The organism is uncultured Maricaulis sp. (genome assembly GCF_963976135.1).
GTDB lineage: Bacteria > Pseudomonadota > Alphaproteobacteria > Caulobacterales > Maricaulaceae > Maricaulis.
The window spans coordinates 1-16,109 of sequence record NZ_CAXBKN010000072.1 but is presented as its reverse complement, the minus strand read 5'-3'; the positions used below and the strand labels follow the sequence as shown (position 1 = coordinate 16,109).

21 protein-coding genes and 1 tRNA gene are annotated in these 16,109 nt (G+C 62.9%); 16 read left to right on the top strand and 6 right to left on the bottom strand.

Going from position 1 to position 16,109, the window contains the following annotated elements; genetic code table 11:
• Positions 1–938 (bottom strand): SLC13 family permease (locus AAC023_RS10440; protein WP_339740924.1); only part of this gene is annotated, 938 nt, incomplete at its 3' end.
• A 48-nt stretch (positions 939–986) separates the two neighbouring features.
• Positions 987–1,184 carry a zinc-finger domain-containing protein gene (locus tag AAC023_RS10435; RefSeq protein ID WP_339740922.1) on the bottom strand — a complete coding sequence of 66 codons (198 nt, stop codon included), beginning with the start codon at positions 1,182–1,184 and terminating at the stop codon, positions 987–989.
• A gap of 78 nt (positions 1,185–1,262) precedes the next feature.
• Here AAC023_RS10435 and AAC023_RS10430 point away from each other — a divergent pair, with 78 nt between their 5' ends.
• From AAC023_RS10430 to AAC023_RS10395, 8 genes are all read left to right on the top strand, one after another.
• Positions 1,263–2,222, top strand: a complete 960-nt coding sequence (locus AAC023_RS10430; protein WP_339740919.1) for an ABC transporter ATP-binding protein — start codon at positions 1,263–1,265, stop codon at positions 2,220–2,222.
• 107 nt (positions 2,223–2,329) lie between these two features.
• Positions 2,330–2,671 (top strand): hypothetical protein, encoded by a 342-nt coding sequence (locus tag AAC023_RS10425; RefSeq protein ID WP_339740916.1) that lies wholly within the window; start codon positions 2,330–2,332, stop codon positions 2,669–2,671.
• Between the two features lie 53 nt (positions 2,672–2,724).
• The gene (locus AAC023_RS10420; protein ID WP_339740914.1) at positions 2,725–3,021 is read left to right on the top strand and encodes an autorepressor SdpR family transcription factor; all 297 of its coding nucleotides are present in this window, start codon (positions 2,725–2,727) and stop codon (positions 3,019–3,021) included.
• Entirely contained in the window at positions 3,018–3,413 is a 396-nt protein-coding gene (locus AAC023_RS10415; RefSeq protein ID WP_339740912.1) for a hypothetical protein, read from the top strand. Before AAC023_RS10420 ends, AAC023_RS10415 begins: the two co-directional genes overlap by 4 nt.
• Before the next feature lie 62 nt (positions 3,414–3,475).
• Positions 3,476–3,552: transfer RNA gene (locus tag AAC023_RS10410), tRNA-Arg, on the top strand.
• Positions 3,553–3,644: 92 nt separating this feature from the next.
• Complete coding sequence (locus AAC023_RS10405; RefSeq protein WP_339740910.1) at positions 3,645–5,015, top strand: mechanosensitive ion channel family protein; 1,371 nt, start codon at positions 3,645–3,647, stop codon at positions 5,013–5,015.
• Between the two features lie 238 nt (positions 5,016–5,253).
• Complete coding sequence (locus AAC023_RS10400; RefSeq protein WP_339740907.1) at positions 5,254–6,138, top strand: diacylglycerol kinase family protein; 885 nt, start codon at positions 5,254–5,256, stop codon at positions 6,136–6,138.
• 12 nt (positions 6,139–6,150) lie between these two features.
• A complete protein-coding gene (locus tag AAC023_RS10395) occupies positions 6,151–6,939 on the top strand; it encodes a metallophosphoesterase (protein WP_339740905.1) in 789 nt (262 codons plus the stop codon).
• 232 nt (positions 6,940–7,171) lie between these two features.
• Here AAC023_RS10395 and AAC023_RS10390 read toward each other — a convergent pair whose 3' ends face one another.
• Positions 7,172–7,996, bottom strand: coding sequence for a M90 family metallopeptidase (locus tag AAC023_RS10390; RefSeq protein WP_339740903.1), 825 nt, complete (start codon positions 7,994–7,996; stop codon positions 7,172–7,174).
• Between the two features lie 93 nt (positions 7,997–8,089).
• Here AAC023_RS10390 and AAC023_RS10385 point away from each other — a divergent pair, with 93 nt between their 5' ends.
• The 4 genes from AAC023_RS10385 to AAC023_RS10370 all read left to right on the top strand — a co-directional run bounded on the left by AAC023_RS10385 (position 8,090) and on the right by AAC023_RS10370 (position 11,955).
• The gene (locus tag AAC023_RS10385) at positions 8,090–8,665 is read left to right on the top strand and encodes a TetR/AcrR family transcriptional regulator (protein WP_339740901.1); all 576 of its coding nucleotides are present in this window, start codon (positions 8,090–8,092) and stop codon (positions 8,663–8,665) included.
• Positions 8,666–8,669: 4 nt separating this feature from the next.
• Positions 8,670–9,740, top strand: coding sequence for an NAD-dependent epimerase/dehydratase family protein (locus AAC023_RS10380; RefSeq protein WP_339740899.1), 1,071 nt, complete (start codon positions 8,670–8,672; stop codon positions 9,738–9,740).
• Between the two features lie 77 nt (positions 9,741–9,817).
• Entirely contained in the window at positions 9,818–10,375 is a 558-nt protein-coding gene (locus AAC023_RS10375) for a molybdopterin-dependent oxidoreductase (RefSeq protein WP_339740897.1), read from the top strand.
• A gap of 92 nt (positions 10,376–10,467) precedes the next feature.
• Positions 10,468–11,955 (top strand): sodium:alanine symporter family protein, encoded by a 1,488-nt coding sequence (locus AAC023_RS10370; protein WP_339740895.1) that lies wholly within the window; start codon positions 10,468–10,470, stop codon positions 11,953–11,955.
• A 76-nt stretch (positions 11,956–12,031) separates the two neighbouring features.
• Here AAC023_RS10370 and AAC023_RS10365 read toward each other — a convergent pair whose 3' ends face one another.
• Positions 12,032–12,406, bottom strand: coding sequence for a VanZ family protein (locus AAC023_RS10365; RefSeq protein WP_339740893.1), 375 nt, complete (start codon positions 12,404–12,406; stop codon positions 12,032–12,034).
• Positions 12,407–12,440: 34 nt separating this feature from the next.
• Between AAC023_RS10365 and bioB the strand changes: the two genes are divergently transcribed.
• Positions 12,441–13,430 (top strand): biotin synthase BioB, encoded by a 990-nt coding sequence (gene bioB, locus AAC023_RS10360; protein ID WP_339740891.1) that lies wholly within the window; start codon positions 12,441–12,443, stop codon positions 13,428–13,430.
• On the opposite strand, the gene AAC023_RS10355 is transcribed toward bioB, so the two are convergent.
• Positions 13,431–13,703 (bottom strand): histidine kinase, encoded by a 273-nt coding sequence (locus AAC023_RS10355; RefSeq protein ID WP_339740889.1) that lies wholly within the window; start codon positions 13,701–13,703, stop codon positions 13,431–13,433.
• A 98-nt stretch (positions 13,704–13,801) separates the two neighbouring features.
• Here AAC023_RS10355 and AAC023_RS10350 point away from each other — a divergent pair, with 98 nt between their 5' ends.
• Both AAC023_RS10350 and AAC023_RS10345 read left to right on the top strand, forming a co-directional pair.
• Complete coding sequence (locus AAC023_RS10350) at positions 13,802–14,098, top strand: 4a-hydroxytetrahydrobiopterin dehydratase (RefSeq protein WP_339740887.1); 297 nt, start codon at positions 13,802–13,804, stop codon at positions 14,096–14,098.
• An 86-nt stretch (positions 14,099–14,184) separates the two neighbouring features.
• The gene (locus AAC023_RS10345) at positions 14,185–14,874 is read left to right on the top strand and encodes a hypothetical protein (RefSeq protein WP_339740885.1); all 690 of its coding nucleotides are present in this window, start codon (positions 14,185–14,187) and stop codon (positions 14,872–14,874) included.
• A 6-nt stretch (positions 14,875–14,880) separates the two neighbouring features.
• Here AAC023_RS10345 and AAC023_RS10340 read toward each other — a convergent pair whose 3' ends face one another.
• Positions 14,881–15,354 carry a hypothetical protein gene (locus tag AAC023_RS10340; RefSeq protein WP_339740883.1) on the bottom strand — a complete coding sequence of 158 codons (474 nt, stop codon included), beginning with the start codon at positions 15,352–15,354 and terminating at the stop codon, positions 14,881–14,883.
• A 246-nt stretch (positions 15,355–15,600) separates the two neighbouring features.
• Between AAC023_RS10340 and AAC023_RS10335 the strand changes: the two genes are divergently transcribed.
• The gene (locus tag AAC023_RS10335; RefSeq protein WP_339740881.1) at positions 15,601–16,062 is read left to right on the top strand and encodes a hypothetical protein; all 462 of its coding nucleotides are present in this window, start codon (positions 15,601–15,603) and stop codon (positions 16,060–16,062) included.
• The last annotated feature ends 47 nt before the right edge of the window (positions 16,063–16,109 follow it).

Here is a 16,109-nt window from a genome sequence, read left to right as displayed (position 1 = left end):
AGCCAGGCGAGCAGCGGGTTCCAGCCCCAATTCCAGCCCTCGCCGGAGAAGAAGGGCGTCCAGGTCAGCAATTCAGCCGGCAGGGAGCGGCCCATCCATAACAGGGCGACCGTGCCGAACAGGGTGGCGACGCGGACTTCCGGGATCGTCATCTTGCCGAGGCCAATCAGTTCGCGCTGGACCATGTCTTCGGCGGCATCGCTTTCGCGCGCGCCCTTGAGATTGAAGGCCAGGCGCGTCAGCACGAACCAGCCGACCGGGATCATCAACAACACGGCTGGCAGGCCCATCCCCATCCAGGTCGCGAAATCGAGCGAATGGCCGAATTCATTGCGCAGATATCCAATGGCGATGAGATTGGTCGGCGTGCCGACGGGCGTGCCCATGCCGCCGATCGAGGCGGCATAGGCGACGCCGAGCGCCAGGGCCGGGGCGAAGTATTTCGAACTGACACCCTCGCGCTCGACCTCCTGCGCCACGCGCAGGGCAATCGGGATCATCATCAATGTGGTGGCGGTATTGGAGATCCACATCGACAACAGCGCCGAGGCGAGCATGAAACCGCCAATCAAGGCTGCCGGGTGACCACCGAATTTGGCGACGATATTCAGTGCGATACGGGTATGGAGATTCCATTTCTCGATCGACAGCGCGACGATGAAACCGCCCAGCAAGAGCATCACGATCGGGCTGGCATAGGGGGCGGTGGCGCCGCCGGTCGTGGTGATGCCCAGTAGCGGGAAAATGGCGATCGGGATCAGGGCTGTGGCGGCGATCGGTATCGCTTCGGTCGCCCACCAGCTGGCCATCAGCAGGCCGAGCGAGGCGAGCAGCCAGGCTTCGCGGCTGAGGCCTTCGGGCAGGGGAATGAATTGCAGGCCGATGGCGAGCACGATGCCCGTGAACAGTCCGATCGTCTGGCTCGAGATTCCGGACATGCAGCGCCTCCCCAGACGGTTACGTCTCACTCACGCGGCAGTGTCAGATCAGGCTTTTGGATCCTGCGCCGAGCCAGCCTTGACGAAACGCCGGTCACAATAGGGACATTCGACGAAATCATCCTGGCCCATTTCCAGGAAGACACGCGGATGGCCGAGTGCGCCGCCGCCGCCATCACAGGCGATGCGGTGACCCGTGACCGGGATGATTTCAGACGGTGGAATCGTGTTTGCGGCGTCGGCCATGCATCAGCCCTCATGGACAGGGGATCGGAGGATGCCTAGTTATGGCGTTCCCCAGCTGGCCGTCAATTCCGAGGCGACATGTCCGACACATCAAATTTGCCCGAATATGCGCTTGAAGCGATCGATTTGCGCAAAACCTATCGCGGAGGCGGCAAGGCTCCGGACAAGGAAGCGCTCAAGGGAATCGACCTCAAGGTCAAGCGGGGCTCATTCTTTGGCCTGCTCGGCCCCAATGGCGCCGGCAAATCCACCTTCATCAATATTTTCGCCGGCCTGACCAACAAGACCAGCGGCACGGCGCGGACCTGGGGCGTTGATATCGACCAGGACAGCCGCGCCGCGCGCGCGGCGATCGGTGTCGTGCCGCAGGAAATCAGCGCCGACGTGTTTTTCACCCCCTATGAGACGCTGGAATTGATGGCCGGCTTCTATGGCGTGCCGAAAAAGGAGCGCCGCACCGACGAGCTGCTCGAAGTGCTCGGCCTGACCGACAAGCGCGACGCCTATGTGCGGCAATTATCCGGCGGCATGAAGCGGCGCCTCCTGGTCGCCAAGGCGATGGTGCACACGCCGCCGGTGCTGGTGCTCGACGAGCCCACCGCCGGGGTTGATATCGAATTGCGCCGGCAATTATGGGAGTTCGTGCGCGAACTGCATGCCAAGGGCACCACGATTGTCCTCACCACGCATTATCTCGAGGAAGCCCAGGAATTGTGCGACGAGATTGCGATTATCGATCATGGCAAGGTGATCGCCTGCGAACCCAAGGAAACCCTGCTCAAGCGCATGGACCGCAAGACGCTGGTCATCACGCCGGGCGAGGCCCTGGGCGCGGTGCCGGCCTCCCTCGACGGGCTCGATGCGGAGATCCGCGCTGATGGCTCATTGGCCATCTCCTATCGCTTTGGCGAAGTGTCGGTTGCCGAAATGATCGAGCGCTTCCATGCGTCGGGCGCGCGCATCGCCGATCTGCGCACCGAGGAAGCCGATCTGGAAGATGTCTTCCTGTCGCTGACCTATAATCGCGAGGACGCGTAGGGCGCGGCCGTCAACTTTCCCGCCCGGCCTGCCGCTTTTTCGGCAAGTTTGCCGCCGATAGTGTTGGAGACGGGCCGCATTGCCCGCCGAACAGGGAGGCAGGGACGATGATGAGATGGATCCGGCAGGGTTTCGCACTCCTGATTGCGGCGCCCCTATTTGTCTTTCTGGCCTGGTTCTTCGGGATTTTCATGCAGCCACAGGGCACGGTCGGGGCTGGTCTGGCGCTGGTTCTGATCCTGGGCAGCGCGATCACCGCCCTTCTGACCTATCGCTGGCTCGCCCGGCCCGGCCCCAAGCTGTCTTTCCGCAATCGCGGCGTTGATGGCGTCGATTCCGGTGTCGGCATCGGCATGATGGGGCTGAGCCAGCATGACAGTGCCGGCCGTCGCCGTGATGATAATGGCAGCGATCATTTCGGCGATTTCGGTTCGGATGGCAGCGACTGAGGCCGCGCAATATCGGCTTGACATTGTTTAGATGATTAGCTAATTGTCTACTCATGAATGATGTTTTCAAAGCCCTCGCCGATCCCACGCGCCGCCGTGTCCTGCAGCTCCTCAAGGCGGGGCCGCAATCGGCCGGACAGTTATCGGACGCCTTTCCGGTCTCGAAACCAACCATGTCGGCGCATTTCACCGTGCTGAAACAGGCGGGTCTCGTGACGTCGGAAAAGTCCGGAAAATCCGTCATCTATTATCTCAATGTATCCGTGCTGGAAGACGCCCTGCTGGGCTTTTCCGACGCGTTCGGCTTTGGCCGTGGCGATGCGGACAATAATGCGGAGACACCCCAATGATCACACGTAATGTCGCCTTCTCATTCATACTGGCCCTCGGCTTTGTCGGTATCTGCCTCGCCTCTGTCCTGGCCAGATCGGCCGATCTGGTCGGTGCGGGCTTTCCCGACCGGGTCGCCGGTGTCGGGACCGGCCTGATCCTGGCTCTCTTCTCCAACGTCCTGGCCAAGCGGATCGCCGGCACGCCGGCACCCGGCAAGGACGGCGCCCGGCGTTTCATGGGCCTGGCCATGGTGCTGGCCGGACTGGTCTATGCCGGCGCCTTCCTGCTGGCCCCGGTCGAGCTCGCGCCCCGGATCGGCGTTGCTGTGGTGGTGATAGCGATGATCGTGACCGCGATACGCTTTCTGGCCGGCGGCAAGGCGTCCCGATCGGACCCCGGCGAGGACTGAAACGGCAACGCGCTACCCGATTGCGCCCGCGAGGCGCATCGGGTAAGCCTGCCCAATAGTGCGCACCCGTAGCTCAGCTGGATAGAGCGCTGCCCTCCGAAGGCAGAGGTCATGAGTTCGAATCTCGTCGGGTGCACCATCCCTTTTTGTTTGCAGACACGCCTCGGTTCCGTCCAGAAACGGGTTATAGACAGGCATTGGCTGCGACCCGAAAAGGACTCCAACTTGGACATGGCCCGTAGACGTTGCGGCTTCCCCCTGCTCTGGGTCGCCGCGCTATTGATCTCGATGAGCGTGTTGGGCGATCGCGCCCAGGCGCAACAAGCCGAACCGTCTCCCCAGGGGAGTGTGATTCGCACGACAAGCGATGCGAATTCAGACGCCGCCATTCGCGATCGCCTGCAGGGAATCTACGCCCAGATCGGCGATCTGTCGGAGGTCGAGGTCAACGTCGCCGATGGCGTTGTGACATTGGATGGAGTCATCGCGAACCAGACGTATGCACAGCAGGCTGCCGCCATCGCGAATCGGGTCGATGGCGTTGTGGCCGTGCAGAACAATATTTCGGCGAGCGTCGATGTCGGCGAACGGATATCGCCATTCTTTGACCGTCTGAGCGGCATGTTCGAAACGGCAGGCACCGCGGCGCCCTTGTTTCTGCTGGCGCTGGCCGTGTTCGGCGTCATCCTTGCCCTGGGGTGGTGGGTGGCGTCCTGGACCCGGTTCTGGCGCCGCGTCTCGCCCAACCCCTTCATCGGCGATCTCCTGGCCCAGGCGGTGCGGGTTTCGGGGTTTGTGCTGGGCGTGGTCATTGCCCTCAATCTCATCGGCGCGAGCGCCCTGATGGGAACTGTTCTGGGCGGCGCAGGCGTGGTCGGCCTCGCGATCGGGTTCGCGGTGCGCGACTCGCTGGAGAATTATATCGCCAGCATCATGCTCAGCCTGCGACAGCCATTCCGGGCGAATGATCATGTCGTCGTGGACGGGAATGAGGGAAAGGTCGTGCGCCTGACCTCGCGTGCGACGATATTGATGACGCCCGATGGCAATCATTTGCGCATCCCGAACACGATTGTCTTCAAGGCCGTCATCATCAATTATACGACCAATCCGGAGCGTCGGCTCGACTTCCAGTTGGGCGTGGATGCCAATGATGATCCGCAAGCCGCGATCGAGACCGGCAGCAAGGCGCTGGCCGATCTGGAGTTCGTTCTCGCCGACCCGCCACCCAACGGTGTCATCATGTCGGTCGGGGACAGTAATATCATTCTGAAATTCACCGCCTGGATCAATCAGGAGCGCGCCGATTTCCTGAAAGCCCGAAGCCGCGCAATCCGCGCGACCAAGATGGCCGTCGAGGCGGCCGGATTCACATTGCCGGAACCGATCTATCGATTGCGCATCGACAACCGGCCAGCCGGCATTGATTTCGCAACAGGTCATGCTCCGGGCGATCAGCTGGCTGCGCGGCCGCGAGCCCAGCCGGTCCCGCAGGGAGATGCGTCCGTAGAACCCGACGATCATCTCGACGAGAAGATCGCCGAGGAGCGCCGTGACAGTGAGGCTGAGGATTTGCTGAACACCAAACGGCCGGTGGAATGAGCCGCGCCGGGGCCCACCGGCCGGACGCCTGAGCGCGGTCTGTCGCGGTCTGCAATGACCCGAGACGCTCATCATCCCTTTCCGAGACGGGGGCGTCCACAGATGACAAGGCCGGGAAAATCAGCTGTACTCCAGGCACGGACGCTCGCCTCGCCTGGATGAAGCCCAGGGATTGGGTCAGTGGCATTCATTCCCCCGCCGTCTTGTATCGGTGCCTGAGGCTGGAGGTTTGCTATCCATGAAAACACTCGCGATCGTTCTCAATCCCATGGCCGGAAGCGCGCGTGCGTTCGGCGAAGATGATCTGCGCGAAGCGATCAAGGTGGCGGCGAGTTGGGCCGAACTGGAATTCTTCGACGCCAGCGATGATGTGCCCGGTGCCGCGCGGGCGGCCTGCGCCAGCGGTGCCGACGCGGTCGTCACTGCCGGGGGGGATGGCACCGCCGCGGCGGTGCTGGACGCGGCGCGGGAGGCCGGTTGTGCCTCGCTGATGGTTCCACTGCCGCTCGGCACGGCGAACATGCTGCCACACAGGCTTTATGGCGATCGTGATTTCCAGACCGTGCTGGCCGAATTGCCGCACTATCGCGCTGTGACGCTACATGCCGGCCAGGCGTCGGGACGCACATTCTATGTCGCACTCATGGCGGGCGTGCCGGTGCATTTCGGCCAGGCGCGCGAGGCGCTGAGGCCTGACGGTGCCGGGCGGCGCCTGAGTGAGGCGTTCCGGCGCCTGCGCCAGGGGCTGGCCAGCATGGCCCGCGCGCACATGCGCCTGAAGCTCGACGACGGCGAGCACCGCGTGTCGCGATCCTGCGCCCTGGTCGTTGCGCCGGGCGGGTTCGCTGCGGTGCGCGGCAGCGCGGATGCGGCGGGGCCGGCGGTGCTGGAACACCTTATGATGAAGCCCGGCGACCCGGCTGACTTTGCGGTGAAGACCGCGTCCTTTCTTGCTGGTTTGTCCACGCCTGACGATGCCGTTCTCCTGAGCCGGCGCCCGGCAATCCTGTCGGGGCCGAAACGCATAGAGCTCATGCTGGATGGCGAAGTGTTCAAGGCAAAGACGCCCGTCGAGATATCCCTGATAGAAAACGCCGCGTCCTTTGCAGCCCCAGCCGACTGAACCCGTCCCGCGATGCCAAGACTTGTGCAAATTTCCGATATCCACTTCGGCGCCGAAGACCCCGCGCTCATCGCTCCCCTGACCGAGGCGATCAACGCGCTCGCGCCGGATCTGGTCGTGGTGACCGGTGACGTCACCCAGTATGGCCGCCGGCGTGAATTCGCGGCGGCGCGCGCTTTCCTAGACGCGCTGGAATCGCCCATTGTGGGCGCGCCGGGCAATCATGACACACCGTATTTCGACCTGATTGCGCGCCTGACTTCGCCCTGGGCGCGGTTCGAGCGATGGCTTGGTCCGCGTGTTCAGCCGCGCGCCGAGGCGAGCGGTGTCCGGGTGGAGATGTTGCCCACGGCTCGCGGCGCGCAGGCCCGTCTGGACTGGTCGCTGGGGCGGGTCAGCGAAGGCGATGCGCTGAAGGCAGGCGAGGCGCTTTCCGGTTCTGACGGGCTGAAAGTTCTCGGCGGCCACCACCCACTAATGGCCCCGGGAGGGCTGACGGGACGGGCGAAGACCATTGGCGGCGCACGGGCGGCGGAGCTGATCGCGTGCGCCGGGGTCGATCTCTATCTCAGCGGCCATCTGCATCAGGTGTTCAGCGAGAAAATCGAGCGCTGCGACGGGACAGTGTGCTGGTTTGTTGGTGCCGGTACCGCGCTGTCGCGGCGCACACGCGGCGAGCCGGCGAGCTTCAATCTCATTGAAACCGGCCCGGACTCGCACCTGACCGTCTGGTCCGCAGGCGAAGTGCCGGTTTTCACGCCAGGCGAGCCTGTCATGCTGGCCGGACTCGGCGGGGCTTAGGCAGACGCCGGGCGCGGGCATGGTGTCCTGGCGGGCAATCCGTTCAGGCTGCGCCGCATATCATCGGTCCCTCATTTGTCCTTCCTCATTTTGCCCCGAGCAGAGTCAATCAGCAGTCCATCCCCATGGCCTCAAGCCCTGACGCTTCGCCCGTCCAAGTCCCGCAGCCATGGTCCGGTCTCATCTCCCGGTGTCCGGAGACGCCATTTCGGAGCGGCGCGCCCGGACCTCCCTAATCCGGGGCCCAGCCTGCGGGGTCGAGGCGCAGCAGGCTCTCCAATTGCCGGTAGATCCCGGCTTCCTCGCGTTTCAGCTCGGCTGGCCGTTCGAAGAAGGTTTCGACCGCCACCGCGAAGAATTCTTCCGGACCGGTGGCGCCGTAGGCATCCAGGACCGTCGGGTAACCGCTTTCGACCTTGCGACTGTGCGCCTTGAACGCCGTGACGAAGACGCGCTCCCATTCGGCGAAGCTCTGTCCCTTGTCCAGGACGGGCACGCCATCGGTGTGCCCCGAGAGGTCATCGAGCTGGTGGGCGAATTCATGGAAGACGACATTGTGGCCATCGCTGTCGTCGATCGCGCCTTGCCTGGCATCAGCCCAGGACAGAATCACGGGGCCACGGGCCCAGCTTTCTCCCGTGCGCACTGTCTCGCGCTCCGTCACCACATAGCCATTATGCTCGGCTCTTCGCGACTTGAAAGCGCCGGGATAGATGAGCACGGTGAGGAGGTTGACGTACCAGGCATCGGTATTGACGACGAGCAGGCAGGCCTGTGCCGCAATCGACAGTCGCATCTCCTCGGTCACCTCAACCCCGTCGCAGCCGATAAATTCGATCTGGTGCAGAAACAGGGCGATCTTGCCCTCCAGGGTCTGGCGGAGTGCACCCGGGAGTCTTCGAACGAGCGGAACCGAGCGCATCACAATTGCGCGCTGATCAGGCGACAGCTGTGACGCCAGAAGCTGTTTGCGCCGACGCCGCGCCGACCAGTGGCGAACGGCCAGAAATCCGACGCCAAGGAGTAGAAGGAGCAAGAGTGAGAGGAGAAACGGCATGCAGCCTTGCTACGCCGGTTGGTGGCGCCGGGAAAGTGGAATGCTGCGCATCGTCGAATTGACTGATTAGTCAGTCAAGGTTATTTCTCTCCCATGACCGACAAACGCACCCGACTGATCGAGACCGCCATCCGCCTGTTCCACGAGCGTGGATTCTGGGACACGCCGACGGCCCTGATCGCCCGTGAGGCCGGTGTTGCCAATGGCACATTGTTCAATTATTTCCCGTCCAAGGCGGCGCTGGTCGAGGCGGTCTATCTTAGCCTGAAACAGTCCTGGGCGACGCATTTGCAGGCCGCGGCGCCGTCATCAGGCAGCGTGCATGACCGGCTGGCCGGCTATTGGACCGGCGCGATCGACTGGGCCCGGGCGCATCCGGACCGTTATGCCCTGCTGGGGCAATTGAAGCTTTCCGACGAGATCGGCGACGGCGCGCGCGCCCACGGGATCGACATGTTCGGCGCGACGCTGGAGCTGATCGGCGAGGCGATGGCGCACGGTGTGATCCACCCGATCGAGCCTGACCTGCTCAAGACGCTCGCCGAGGCCCAGATCAGCGCCGCCATCGAATTCCTCGGGAAGCATCCCGACGCGTCCGTCGCCGAAACCGCCCGCACATCCTACGAGATTTTCTGGCGCGGCATTGCCGTCGCCCTGACAGGAGACTGAACCCATGACACAGATCAATCCGCAGGCCCCGATCATGGTCACCGGCGCCACCGGCTATCTCGCCGGCGTCATCGTCAAGCAATTGCTCGAGGCGGGCCATACCGTCCACGCTACGGTGCGCAATCCGGACAAGGTCGAGGGGCTGAAATATCTCAACGCTATCGCCGCGGGCACGCCGGGCCAGATCAAGTATTTCAAGGCTGATCTGATGGATGCCGCCTCATTCGAGGCACCCATGGCCGGCTGCGAGCTGGTGATCCACACCGCCTCGCCATTTACACTGAACGTCAAGGATCCGCAGACCGAGCTGGTCGATCCGGCGGTGAATGGTGTGCGCAATGTACTTAATGCCGCCAATGCGACGGCAACGGTGAAGCGTGTGGTGATGACGTCGAGCTGCGCGGCGATTTACGGCACCAATGCCGATATCAAGCATATGCCGAAGAAAATGCTCACCGAGGCCGAGTGGAATACGAGTTCCAGCCTGACCAATGAGCCCTATGCCTATTCCAAGACCCTGGCCGAGAAGGAAGGCTGGAAGCTTGCCGGCGAGCAGGACCGCTGGGATCTGATCGCGATCAATCCGTCCTTTATTCTCGGGCCGGGCATCAATCCTGAGACGACCGGCGAGAGCTATGCGATCATGATGCAGTTCGGCAGCGGTGCAATGGCCAATGGCGTGCCCAATTTCCGCATTGGCATGGTCGATGTCCGCGAAGTCGCGGCAGCGCATATCAAGGCCGGTTTCACGCCGGAAGCGAGCGGCCGCTATATCCTGTCGGCGCATGATTCCGGCTTTCCGGAGATGGCGGCGGCGCTGCGGGCGCATTACGGCAATCAATTCAAGATCTCTGACAAGGGCATGGCGAAATTCCTCGTCTGGCTGGCAGGTCCGATGATCAACCCGGCCCTGACGCGCAAACGGGTCAGCGAGAGTGTCGGGGTCGATTTTCATGCCGATCACTCCAAGAGCGTGCGCGAGCTCGGGATCGAATACCGGCCGATGGCGGAATCGGTGGTCGAGCTGTTCCAGCAATTGATCGATGCCGGCCGGCTGACGCCGAAACAGGGATAGGCGCAGCGTCTTGCGCCGGGTGACAGCAGGCCTAGACTGCCGCTTCACCGCTGGATGGAGAGTGGGCGATGCGCCGAATGTTGATTTTGGCCGCCTTGTTGCTGGGCGCCGCTGCCTGCCAGGGCCAGGCGCCGGGCGGCGACGAGGCCAGCGGCGACATCCTCACCATCTATGGTGAGATCGGCACTGTTGATCGAGGCCCTGTCGACCCGGTCGCCGAGCCGCTCTTCAACGTTTTCGGCATGGAATTCGATGCGGCCTGCCGGTTCAACTGGGCCAGCCTGAGGGGGCTCGACCAGCATTCGATTGAAACAGATTTCCCGCTTGGCGGACCGGCACGGCGCTTCTCCGGGCCGCTCTTGCGCGATGTGATCGATATCGCAGATCCGCGTGGCGACACGCTGATCGCGACGGCGCTTGATGGCTATCAGCGCGCGATCAGCCTTGCGCGCGTCCGCGATCATGACGTTATTCTCGCCCTGCAGATGGATGGCCAGCCGCTGGGGATTGGCGGCTACGGGCCGGCGATGCTGGTCTGGCCGCGCGCCTCCGACCCTGCACTGGCGGACATGCCCGATGATGACTGGCTGTGGGGCGTGTTTGCGATCGAGATCGGGACGGCTGCGGCGGATTGATCCGTACAGGCTCTTACGCCCGTCTCACAAAACCTGTTCCAATCCGCCCCGCTCATGCCTAAGGTGCGTCCCAGCACAAATCGGGGAAGATTATGCAAGATGTGACTGGGGCTGCTGACGCAGCGACGACACTCGATGTCGTCACGGGCTATGTGGATTTCGTAAATGGCATGGTGTGGGGTCCGCCCATGCTCATCCTGCTGCTGGGCACCGGCATTTATTTGACCGTCGGCTTGGGCTTCATGCCGCTGCGCAAGATCGGTTTCGCCTTTGGCGAACTGATGAAGGGGCGCAAGTCCGAAGGTGAGGGGGATGTCACTCCGTTCGGCGCCCTGATGACCGCGCTGTCATCGACCATTGGCACCGGCAATATCGCTGGCGTCGCCGTGGCCATCGCCATTGGCGGGCCGGGTGCCCTGTTCTGGATGTGGATGACGGCCCTGGTCGGCATGGCGACCAAATATTCCGAAGGTGTGCTGGCGGTGAAATTCCGCGAAGTGGACGCTGATGGCCGCCGCGTTGGCGGGCCGATGTATTATATCAAGAACGGTATGGGCAAGGGCTGGGTCTGGCTCGGTGGCCTGTTCGCCCTGTTCGGGGTCATGGCGGGTCTGGGAACCGGCAATGCGATCCAGACCGTTGAAGTCGTCCGTACCATCGGTGACACCTATGGCATCGAATACTGGATGACCGGCGCGGCGATCGCTGTCCTGGCCGGCCTGGTTATCCTGGGCGGGATCAAGCGGATTGCCAGCGTGGCCGAGAAGATCGTTCCGGCCATGGCGATCACCTATATCGCGGTCGGCCTCGTCGTCGTCGCCCTGAACTACACCGTCATTCCGGAAGCCTTTGTCCGCATCTTCACCAATGCCTTCGGCTTTGGTGCAGCGGCGGGCGGCTTCTCCGGCGCCTTGATCATGCTGGCCATGCAGCGCGGTGTTGCCCGCGGCATCTTCTCGAACGAAGCGGGTCAGGGCTCGGCACCAATCGCGCACGCGGCGGCGCAGAATAATGATCCCGTCGACCAGGGCATTATCGCCATGCTCGGCACTTTCATCGATACGATCATGGTGTGCACGATTACCGGCCTGGCCATCCTGACCTCGGGCGTGATCCCGGCGGATTGCGATGCCGGTCTGTTCGCCCTCGGCGGCAATTCGCCGGAGATCTGCGAAACCGGTGCCCGGATCACCAGCGATGCCTTCGCCTCGGCCCTGCCGGGCTTCGGGCAGCATTTCGTTGCCGCAGCACTGGCCCTGTTCGCCTTCACCACCATTCTGGGCTGGTCCTATTATGGCGAGCGTTGTGCGGAATATCTGTTCGGCGAGAAAATCGTCACGCCATTCCGCTGGTTGTGGATCGCGATGATCATGGCCGCGACCATGCTGCTTTATGCGGGCGATAACATCACCGAGCTGATGAATACCATCTGGCTGACGACGGATACTCTGACCGGTCTGATGGCGGCACCGAATCTGGTGGCCCTGCTGGTTCTGTCTCCGCTGGTCTTCAAGATGACCAAGGAGTATTTCGCCAAGCTGGAGGCCGAGAAGGCTGCGGCAGCTTCAGCCAGCGAGTAGTCCGCGATCCCAGAGACTGAGAAGGCCCCGCTTCGGCGGGGCCTTTTTTGTGTCGGTGCGCGGCCCTGCGGCTGTGTCAGCCTGGACGTGCCTGCCGGAAGAGATTGGCGAATATCAGGCCAAGTCCGATGCCAATCAGATCGGCGGCGACGTCGGCGGCCGAGGCAGAGCGCCCGATTGCGGCCGTGCCCTGCACCAGCTCGATGCCGACCCCGTAACAGACGAGGATGCCCGACATCAACCAGCCGCGCCACGGCCAACCCATCCGGGCCAGCACAGTGAGCACGAAGAAGGCGAGCAGGTGCTCGATCTTGTCGGGGCCGAAAATCACAGGCGGTGTCGGGAGGCCGGGCTGCAGAGCGAGATCGGTGATCAGCAGGGCAGTGGTCAGAAACAGTACACGCCCCGCCCAGCGCAGTCCCGCATCTGGACGCGCGCCTCCACTCTTCATAGGGTCGCCGGAATTGTTTCGGGGCTGATGATCCATGACCGCATTACTCAATGATATCGACCTTCTCGTGCAAGCACGCTCGGACTGGACGCGTGAACAAGCGGCGGAAATCTACCGCGCCCCGTTCAACGACCTCGTCTTCGCAGCGCAGTCCGTGCACAGACGGTGCCATGTCGCCAACCAGGTGCAGACCAGTCAGCTCTTGTCGATCAAGACGGGCGGTTGCGCCGAGGATTGCGGCTATTGCAGCCAGTCGGCGCATTTTGACACCGGCCTGAGCGCGTCCAAGCTGATGCCGCTTGATGAAGTCCTGGTTGCGGCTGAGCGCGCCAAGGCCGGCGGCGCGACGCGCTTCTGCATGGGCGCCGCCTGGCGCTCGCTGAAACCGCGCGACGAGGAGAAGGTTTGCGCCATGATTTCCGGCGTCAAGGCGATGGGCATGGAGACCTGTGTCACGCTCGGCATGCTCGATGATGGCCAGGCTGAAAAATTGCGCGATGCGGGGCTGGACTATTACAATCACAATCTCGATACGGCGCCGGAAGATTATGGCCGGGTGATCTCGACGCGGACCTATCAGGACCGGCTCGACACGCTGGCCCAGGTGCGCGGTGCGGGGATTCATGTCTGCACCGGCGGGATTGTCGGCATGGGCGAGAGCGAGGATGCGCGCATTGGTCTGCTGACCGAGCTGGCGATCATGTCGCCGCAGCCCGAGAGCGTGCCGATCAATCACCTTGTCGCCGTGCCGGGCACGCCCCTGGGTGACAGCAAGCCGCTTGATGGCATCGATTTCGTCCGCACAATCGCGACGGCGCGCATCATGATGCCGAAATCCTTCGTGCGGCTGTCGGCCGGGCGCGAGGAAATGAGCCGTGAACTGCACGCGCTCTGCTTCCTGGCCGGGGCCAATTCGATCTTTGTCGGTGAGGAATTGCTGACAACGCCCAATCCCGATCAGCACGATGATCTGGCGATGTTCAAGGCGCTGGGTCTGCAGGCCATGGAATTGCCGGCCGGCTGATCAGCTCTCGCCGATGCGCGGCGGGCCGCCCTTCATTGTCTGCGAGGGCCCGAAGGCCCGGTCGAGCAGGGCGGTGGAGTCCATGGCAAGTTCGATGGCGTCGGAAATATGCTGCAGGATGGCCATGTTGTTGGCCATCACTTCCAGGGCTTCGGGGCGCAGATCGCCGGATATCTTGGTGCAGCGGGTGAGGATATCGGCGCGAAGCTCGACCAGAATATCTTCGAGCTTGCGCCCGCCGGGATTTTCCTCGGATACCAGAAAATGGGTCATGCCCTTGCTCCATGCGACGGTTTCATCGGTAATATGACCGCAAGAGAGTTAAATTTCGCCTCACGCGCGATTGCGCTGCCGAAGGATGGAGCCAAGTCATGACGACACACACACCAGGCCAGAAGATGGGCGCGCAAGCCGCCGTAAAAGCCCTGGATGGCTGGGCGCCGGCCGAAGGCAAGGATGCCATTCACAAATCCTATCGCTTCGCCGATTTCAACGAAGCCTGGGGTTTCATGAGCCGGGTGGCGATCAAGGCAGAGGTGATGAATCACCATCCCGAATGGTTCAATGTCTGGAATCGGGTGGATGTGACGCTCACCACCCATGACGCCAATGGCGTCACCGCGCTCGATCTCGAGCTCGCCCGTTTCATGGATTCCATCGCCGGCTAATCCAGGGAAAATTGTGCCACGGCTTGTGATTTCTCCCGTCCTGCACGAAGATTATCCTTTCGGCGGGAGGGTTGAATATGTCAGGCATGATGATCGCGATCGCATTGATCCTGCAGCAGGCCGACGGGCTCGCCGCGGAAAACACGGCCGCTCTGCCGATGATCGAGCGTACGGAAAGACTTGAAATTGACCGCTTTCGCCAGGATCGACGCAATCAGTGGCGCGCCGGCGAATGGACCGGCCAATGGTCGGGCATGGGCACGTCCAGCTCCGGCTTCGGGCGCCAGCGCAATTATTCGCGCGCCAGTTTCACCGTCACGGGGCCAGGCTTCGAATCCGGCATGGTGACTGCTGATTGCGAGGGCGGGCAGCTCGATTGGGATTTTCTGTGGATCGAGTGGGCCCATGAAGACCTGGCCTATGTCTGCACATTTTCCCGCGATGGTGTCCTGATCGAGGATGCGCGTTTTGAACTGGCTCTGGAGCGAAGCCGGGGTTTTGCCGGCATGGGCCGCAATGAGCGCGCCGGACAGATTACCTATGGCGGACAGACCTTGCGACTGAGAACCCAGAGGTTGAGCGGGGCGGCTTTCCCGTCAGGGCGCGTGCCCGGCTATGTCATTCTTGACGGCGATGAGGAAATTGGCGGCATGGATTACGGTGTCTTCAAATCAAAGCTCTACCTGCCGCCGGAAGGTGCACAGACGCGCGCGATCGCGCTGCTGGCGGGATTGGCGGTTGCCCATTTCATGGACCCGGCCAACAGCAATCATTGAGACCTGTCAGTCTGAATTGATAATCACCATGCCGATCAGGACACGGGCACCCTCGGTGCCAAGCGTCGTGTCGGTCGCGTCCTGGAGCAGCTGGGCAATCCGGTCGGCATCGGGCACGCCGCCATAGCGGTAATTGACGCCCGTATAGGTGCTCAGGGCTGTGACATAGGCATTGCGCAGCCGCGGCATGGATTGTTCGACACGGCGGCGAAGCCGGGAATCCTCCACTTCGAGCCCGGCCTCGATCTGCAAATTGCCGCGGGCCCGGTAATTGGCCTGCACCGTCGCCATCAAGGGCGGCAGCGGCAGATAGCTGTCGGATGTCGTCAGGCCGCGATGCCGGCTTTCCTCGGCCGGGGCCGCGCTGCCGCCACCGCCACCCGATGCGAGCGCGACGCCTCCGGGAGCCAGCGACAGGCAAAGGGCTGCCACAGCAAAAATCAGGGCGGGTCGTCGCGGAAATCTGGTCGAATATCTCATCCCGTCACTCTAGCCCATGGCCGGTAAAAGAAGCGTTCCCGCCGCTGATTTCGCGGAAACCAACCCGGCTCGACTGGAATGACTGCCCGAAATTATTGGACAATTCGCGCCGTCCGTGACCGCCGTCATGGGTGATCCGGGATGTTTTATGCTGTTCTGCAGTCTGAACCTGTCATCGGGTTCACCGGGCCGGAGTCGTTGGTATTGCCCGCCTCTTCCCTGCCTGGCCCAACCGGGAGATCTGCCATGCCACTGCCCGTCGGGCATGCCGGCCGGAGTGCAACCTATATGAAGCGCGTCCTGCTCGTCGAAGATCACGAATCCGATGTCGCCGAGATCAAGGCCGCATTCGAGCGGTTTTCGCTCGACGTTCAGCTTGAACATTCCCGTTCGACGGAGCTGGCGTGGGAATTGATGCAGTGCTGGGCAGCCGCACCCGGCGGGCGGCGTCCGGTCTGCGTCCTGCTGGGCCAATTGGCCGGGCCGCGCGATGGTCTCTGGCTGCTGGAGCGGATGCAGGAGGACCGGCTGTTTCGACAATTGCCGGTGATTGCCCTGTCCCGCGAAGCCGGCATGTCGGACCGGGCACGCGTGTTTTCAAATGTGGTGGGCGCACTGGAGCGCCCCGTCGACGAGCTGGCCTGGCGCCGCGTGATCAGCGCCGTCGCCCGCATCAGTCAGTCTCTGCCCCATCTGGCCGGCGCCTGACATCCTTCGCCCGGTTTAGCGTTGGGCCTGCCCAGCCGAAGCTCGCG

What these genes read in the sequence shown, in the direction of transcription:
- AAC023_RS10425 (WP_339740916.1), top strand. Translation starts at nt 2,330, where the DNA reads ATGATGAGATGGATCCGGCAGGGTTTCGCACTCCTGATTGCGGCGCCC.
- AAC023_RS10380 (WP_339740899.1), top strand. Translation starts at nt 8,670, where the DNA reads ATGACACAGATCAATCCGCAGGCCCCGATCATGGTCACCGGCGCCACC.
- AAC023_RS10355 (WP_339740889.1), bottom strand. Translation starts at nt 13,703, where the DNA reads ATGACCCATTTTCTGGTATCCGAGGAAAATCCCGGCGGGCGCAAGCTC.
- AAC023_RS10415 (WP_339740912.1), top strand. Translation starts at nt 3,018, where the DNA reads ATGATCACACGTAATGTCGCCTTCTCATTCATACTGGCCCTCGGCTTT.
- bioB (WP_339740891.1), top strand. Translation starts at nt 12,441, where the DNA reads ATGACCGCATTACTCAATGATATCGACCTTCTCGTGCAAGCACGCTCG.
- AAC023_RS10400 (WP_339740907.1), top strand. Translation starts at nt 5,254, where the DNA reads ATGAAAACACTCGCGATCGTTCTCAATCCCATGGCCGGAAGCGCGCGT.
- AAC023_RS10370 (WP_339740895.1), top strand. Translation starts at nt 10,468, where the DNA reads ATGCAAGATGTGACTGGGGCTGCTGACGCAGCGACGACACTCGATGTC.
- AAC023_RS10340 (WP_339740883.1), bottom strand. Translation starts at nt 15,354, where the DNA reads ATGAGATATTCGACCAGATTTCCGCGACGACCCGCCCTGATTTTTGCT.
- AAC023_RS10345 (WP_339740885.1), top strand. Translation starts at nt 14,185, where the DNA reads ATGATGATCGCGATCGCATTGATCCTGCAGCAGGCCGACGGGCTCGCC.
- AAC023_RS10335 (WP_339740881.1), top strand. Translation starts at nt 15,601, where the DNA reads ATGCCACTGCCCGTCGGGCATGCCGGCCGGAGTGCAACCTATATGAAG.
- AAC023_RS10365 (WP_339740893.1), bottom strand. Translation starts at nt 12,406, where the DNA reads ATGAAGAGTGGAGGCGCGCGTCCAGATGCGGGACTGCGCTGGGCGGGG.
- AAC023_RS10395 (WP_339740905.1), top strand. Translation starts at nt 6,151, where the DNA reads ATGCCAAGACTTGTGCAAATTTCCGATATCCACTTCGGCGCCGAAGAC.
- AAC023_RS10350 (WP_339740887.1), top strand. Translation starts at nt 13,802, where the DNA reads ATGACGACACACACACCAGGCCAGAAGATGGGCGCGCAAGCCGCCGTA.
- AAC023_RS10390 (WP_339740903.1), bottom strand. Translation starts at nt 7,996, where the DNA reads ATGCCGTTTCTCCTCTCACTCTTGCTCCTTCTACTCCTTGGCGTCGGA.
- AAC023_RS10405 (WP_339740910.1), top strand. Translation starts at nt 3,645, where the DNA reads ATGGCCCGTAGACGTTGCGGCTTCCCCCTGCTCTGGGTCGCCGCGCTA.
- AAC023_RS10430 (WP_339740919.1), top strand. Translation starts at nt 1,263, where the DNA reads ATGTCCGACACATCAAATTTGCCCGAATATGCGCTTGAAGCGATCGAT.
- AAC023_RS10375 (WP_339740897.1), top strand. Translation starts at nt 9,818, where the DNA reads ATGTTGATTTTGGCCGCCTTGTTGCTGGGCGCCGCTGCCTGCCAGGGC.
- AAC023_RS10385 (WP_339740901.1), top strand. Translation starts at nt 8,090, where the DNA reads ATGACCGACAAACGCACCCGACTGATCGAGACCGCCATCCGCCTGTTC.
- AAC023_RS10435 (WP_339740922.1), bottom strand. Translation starts at nt 1,184, where the DNA reads ATGGCCGACGCCGCAAACACGATTCCACCGTCTGAAATCATCCCGGTC.
- AAC023_RS10420 (WP_339740914.1), top strand. Translation starts at nt 2,725, where the DNA reads ATGAATGATGTTTTCAAAGCCCTCGCCGATCCCACGCGCCGCCGTGTC.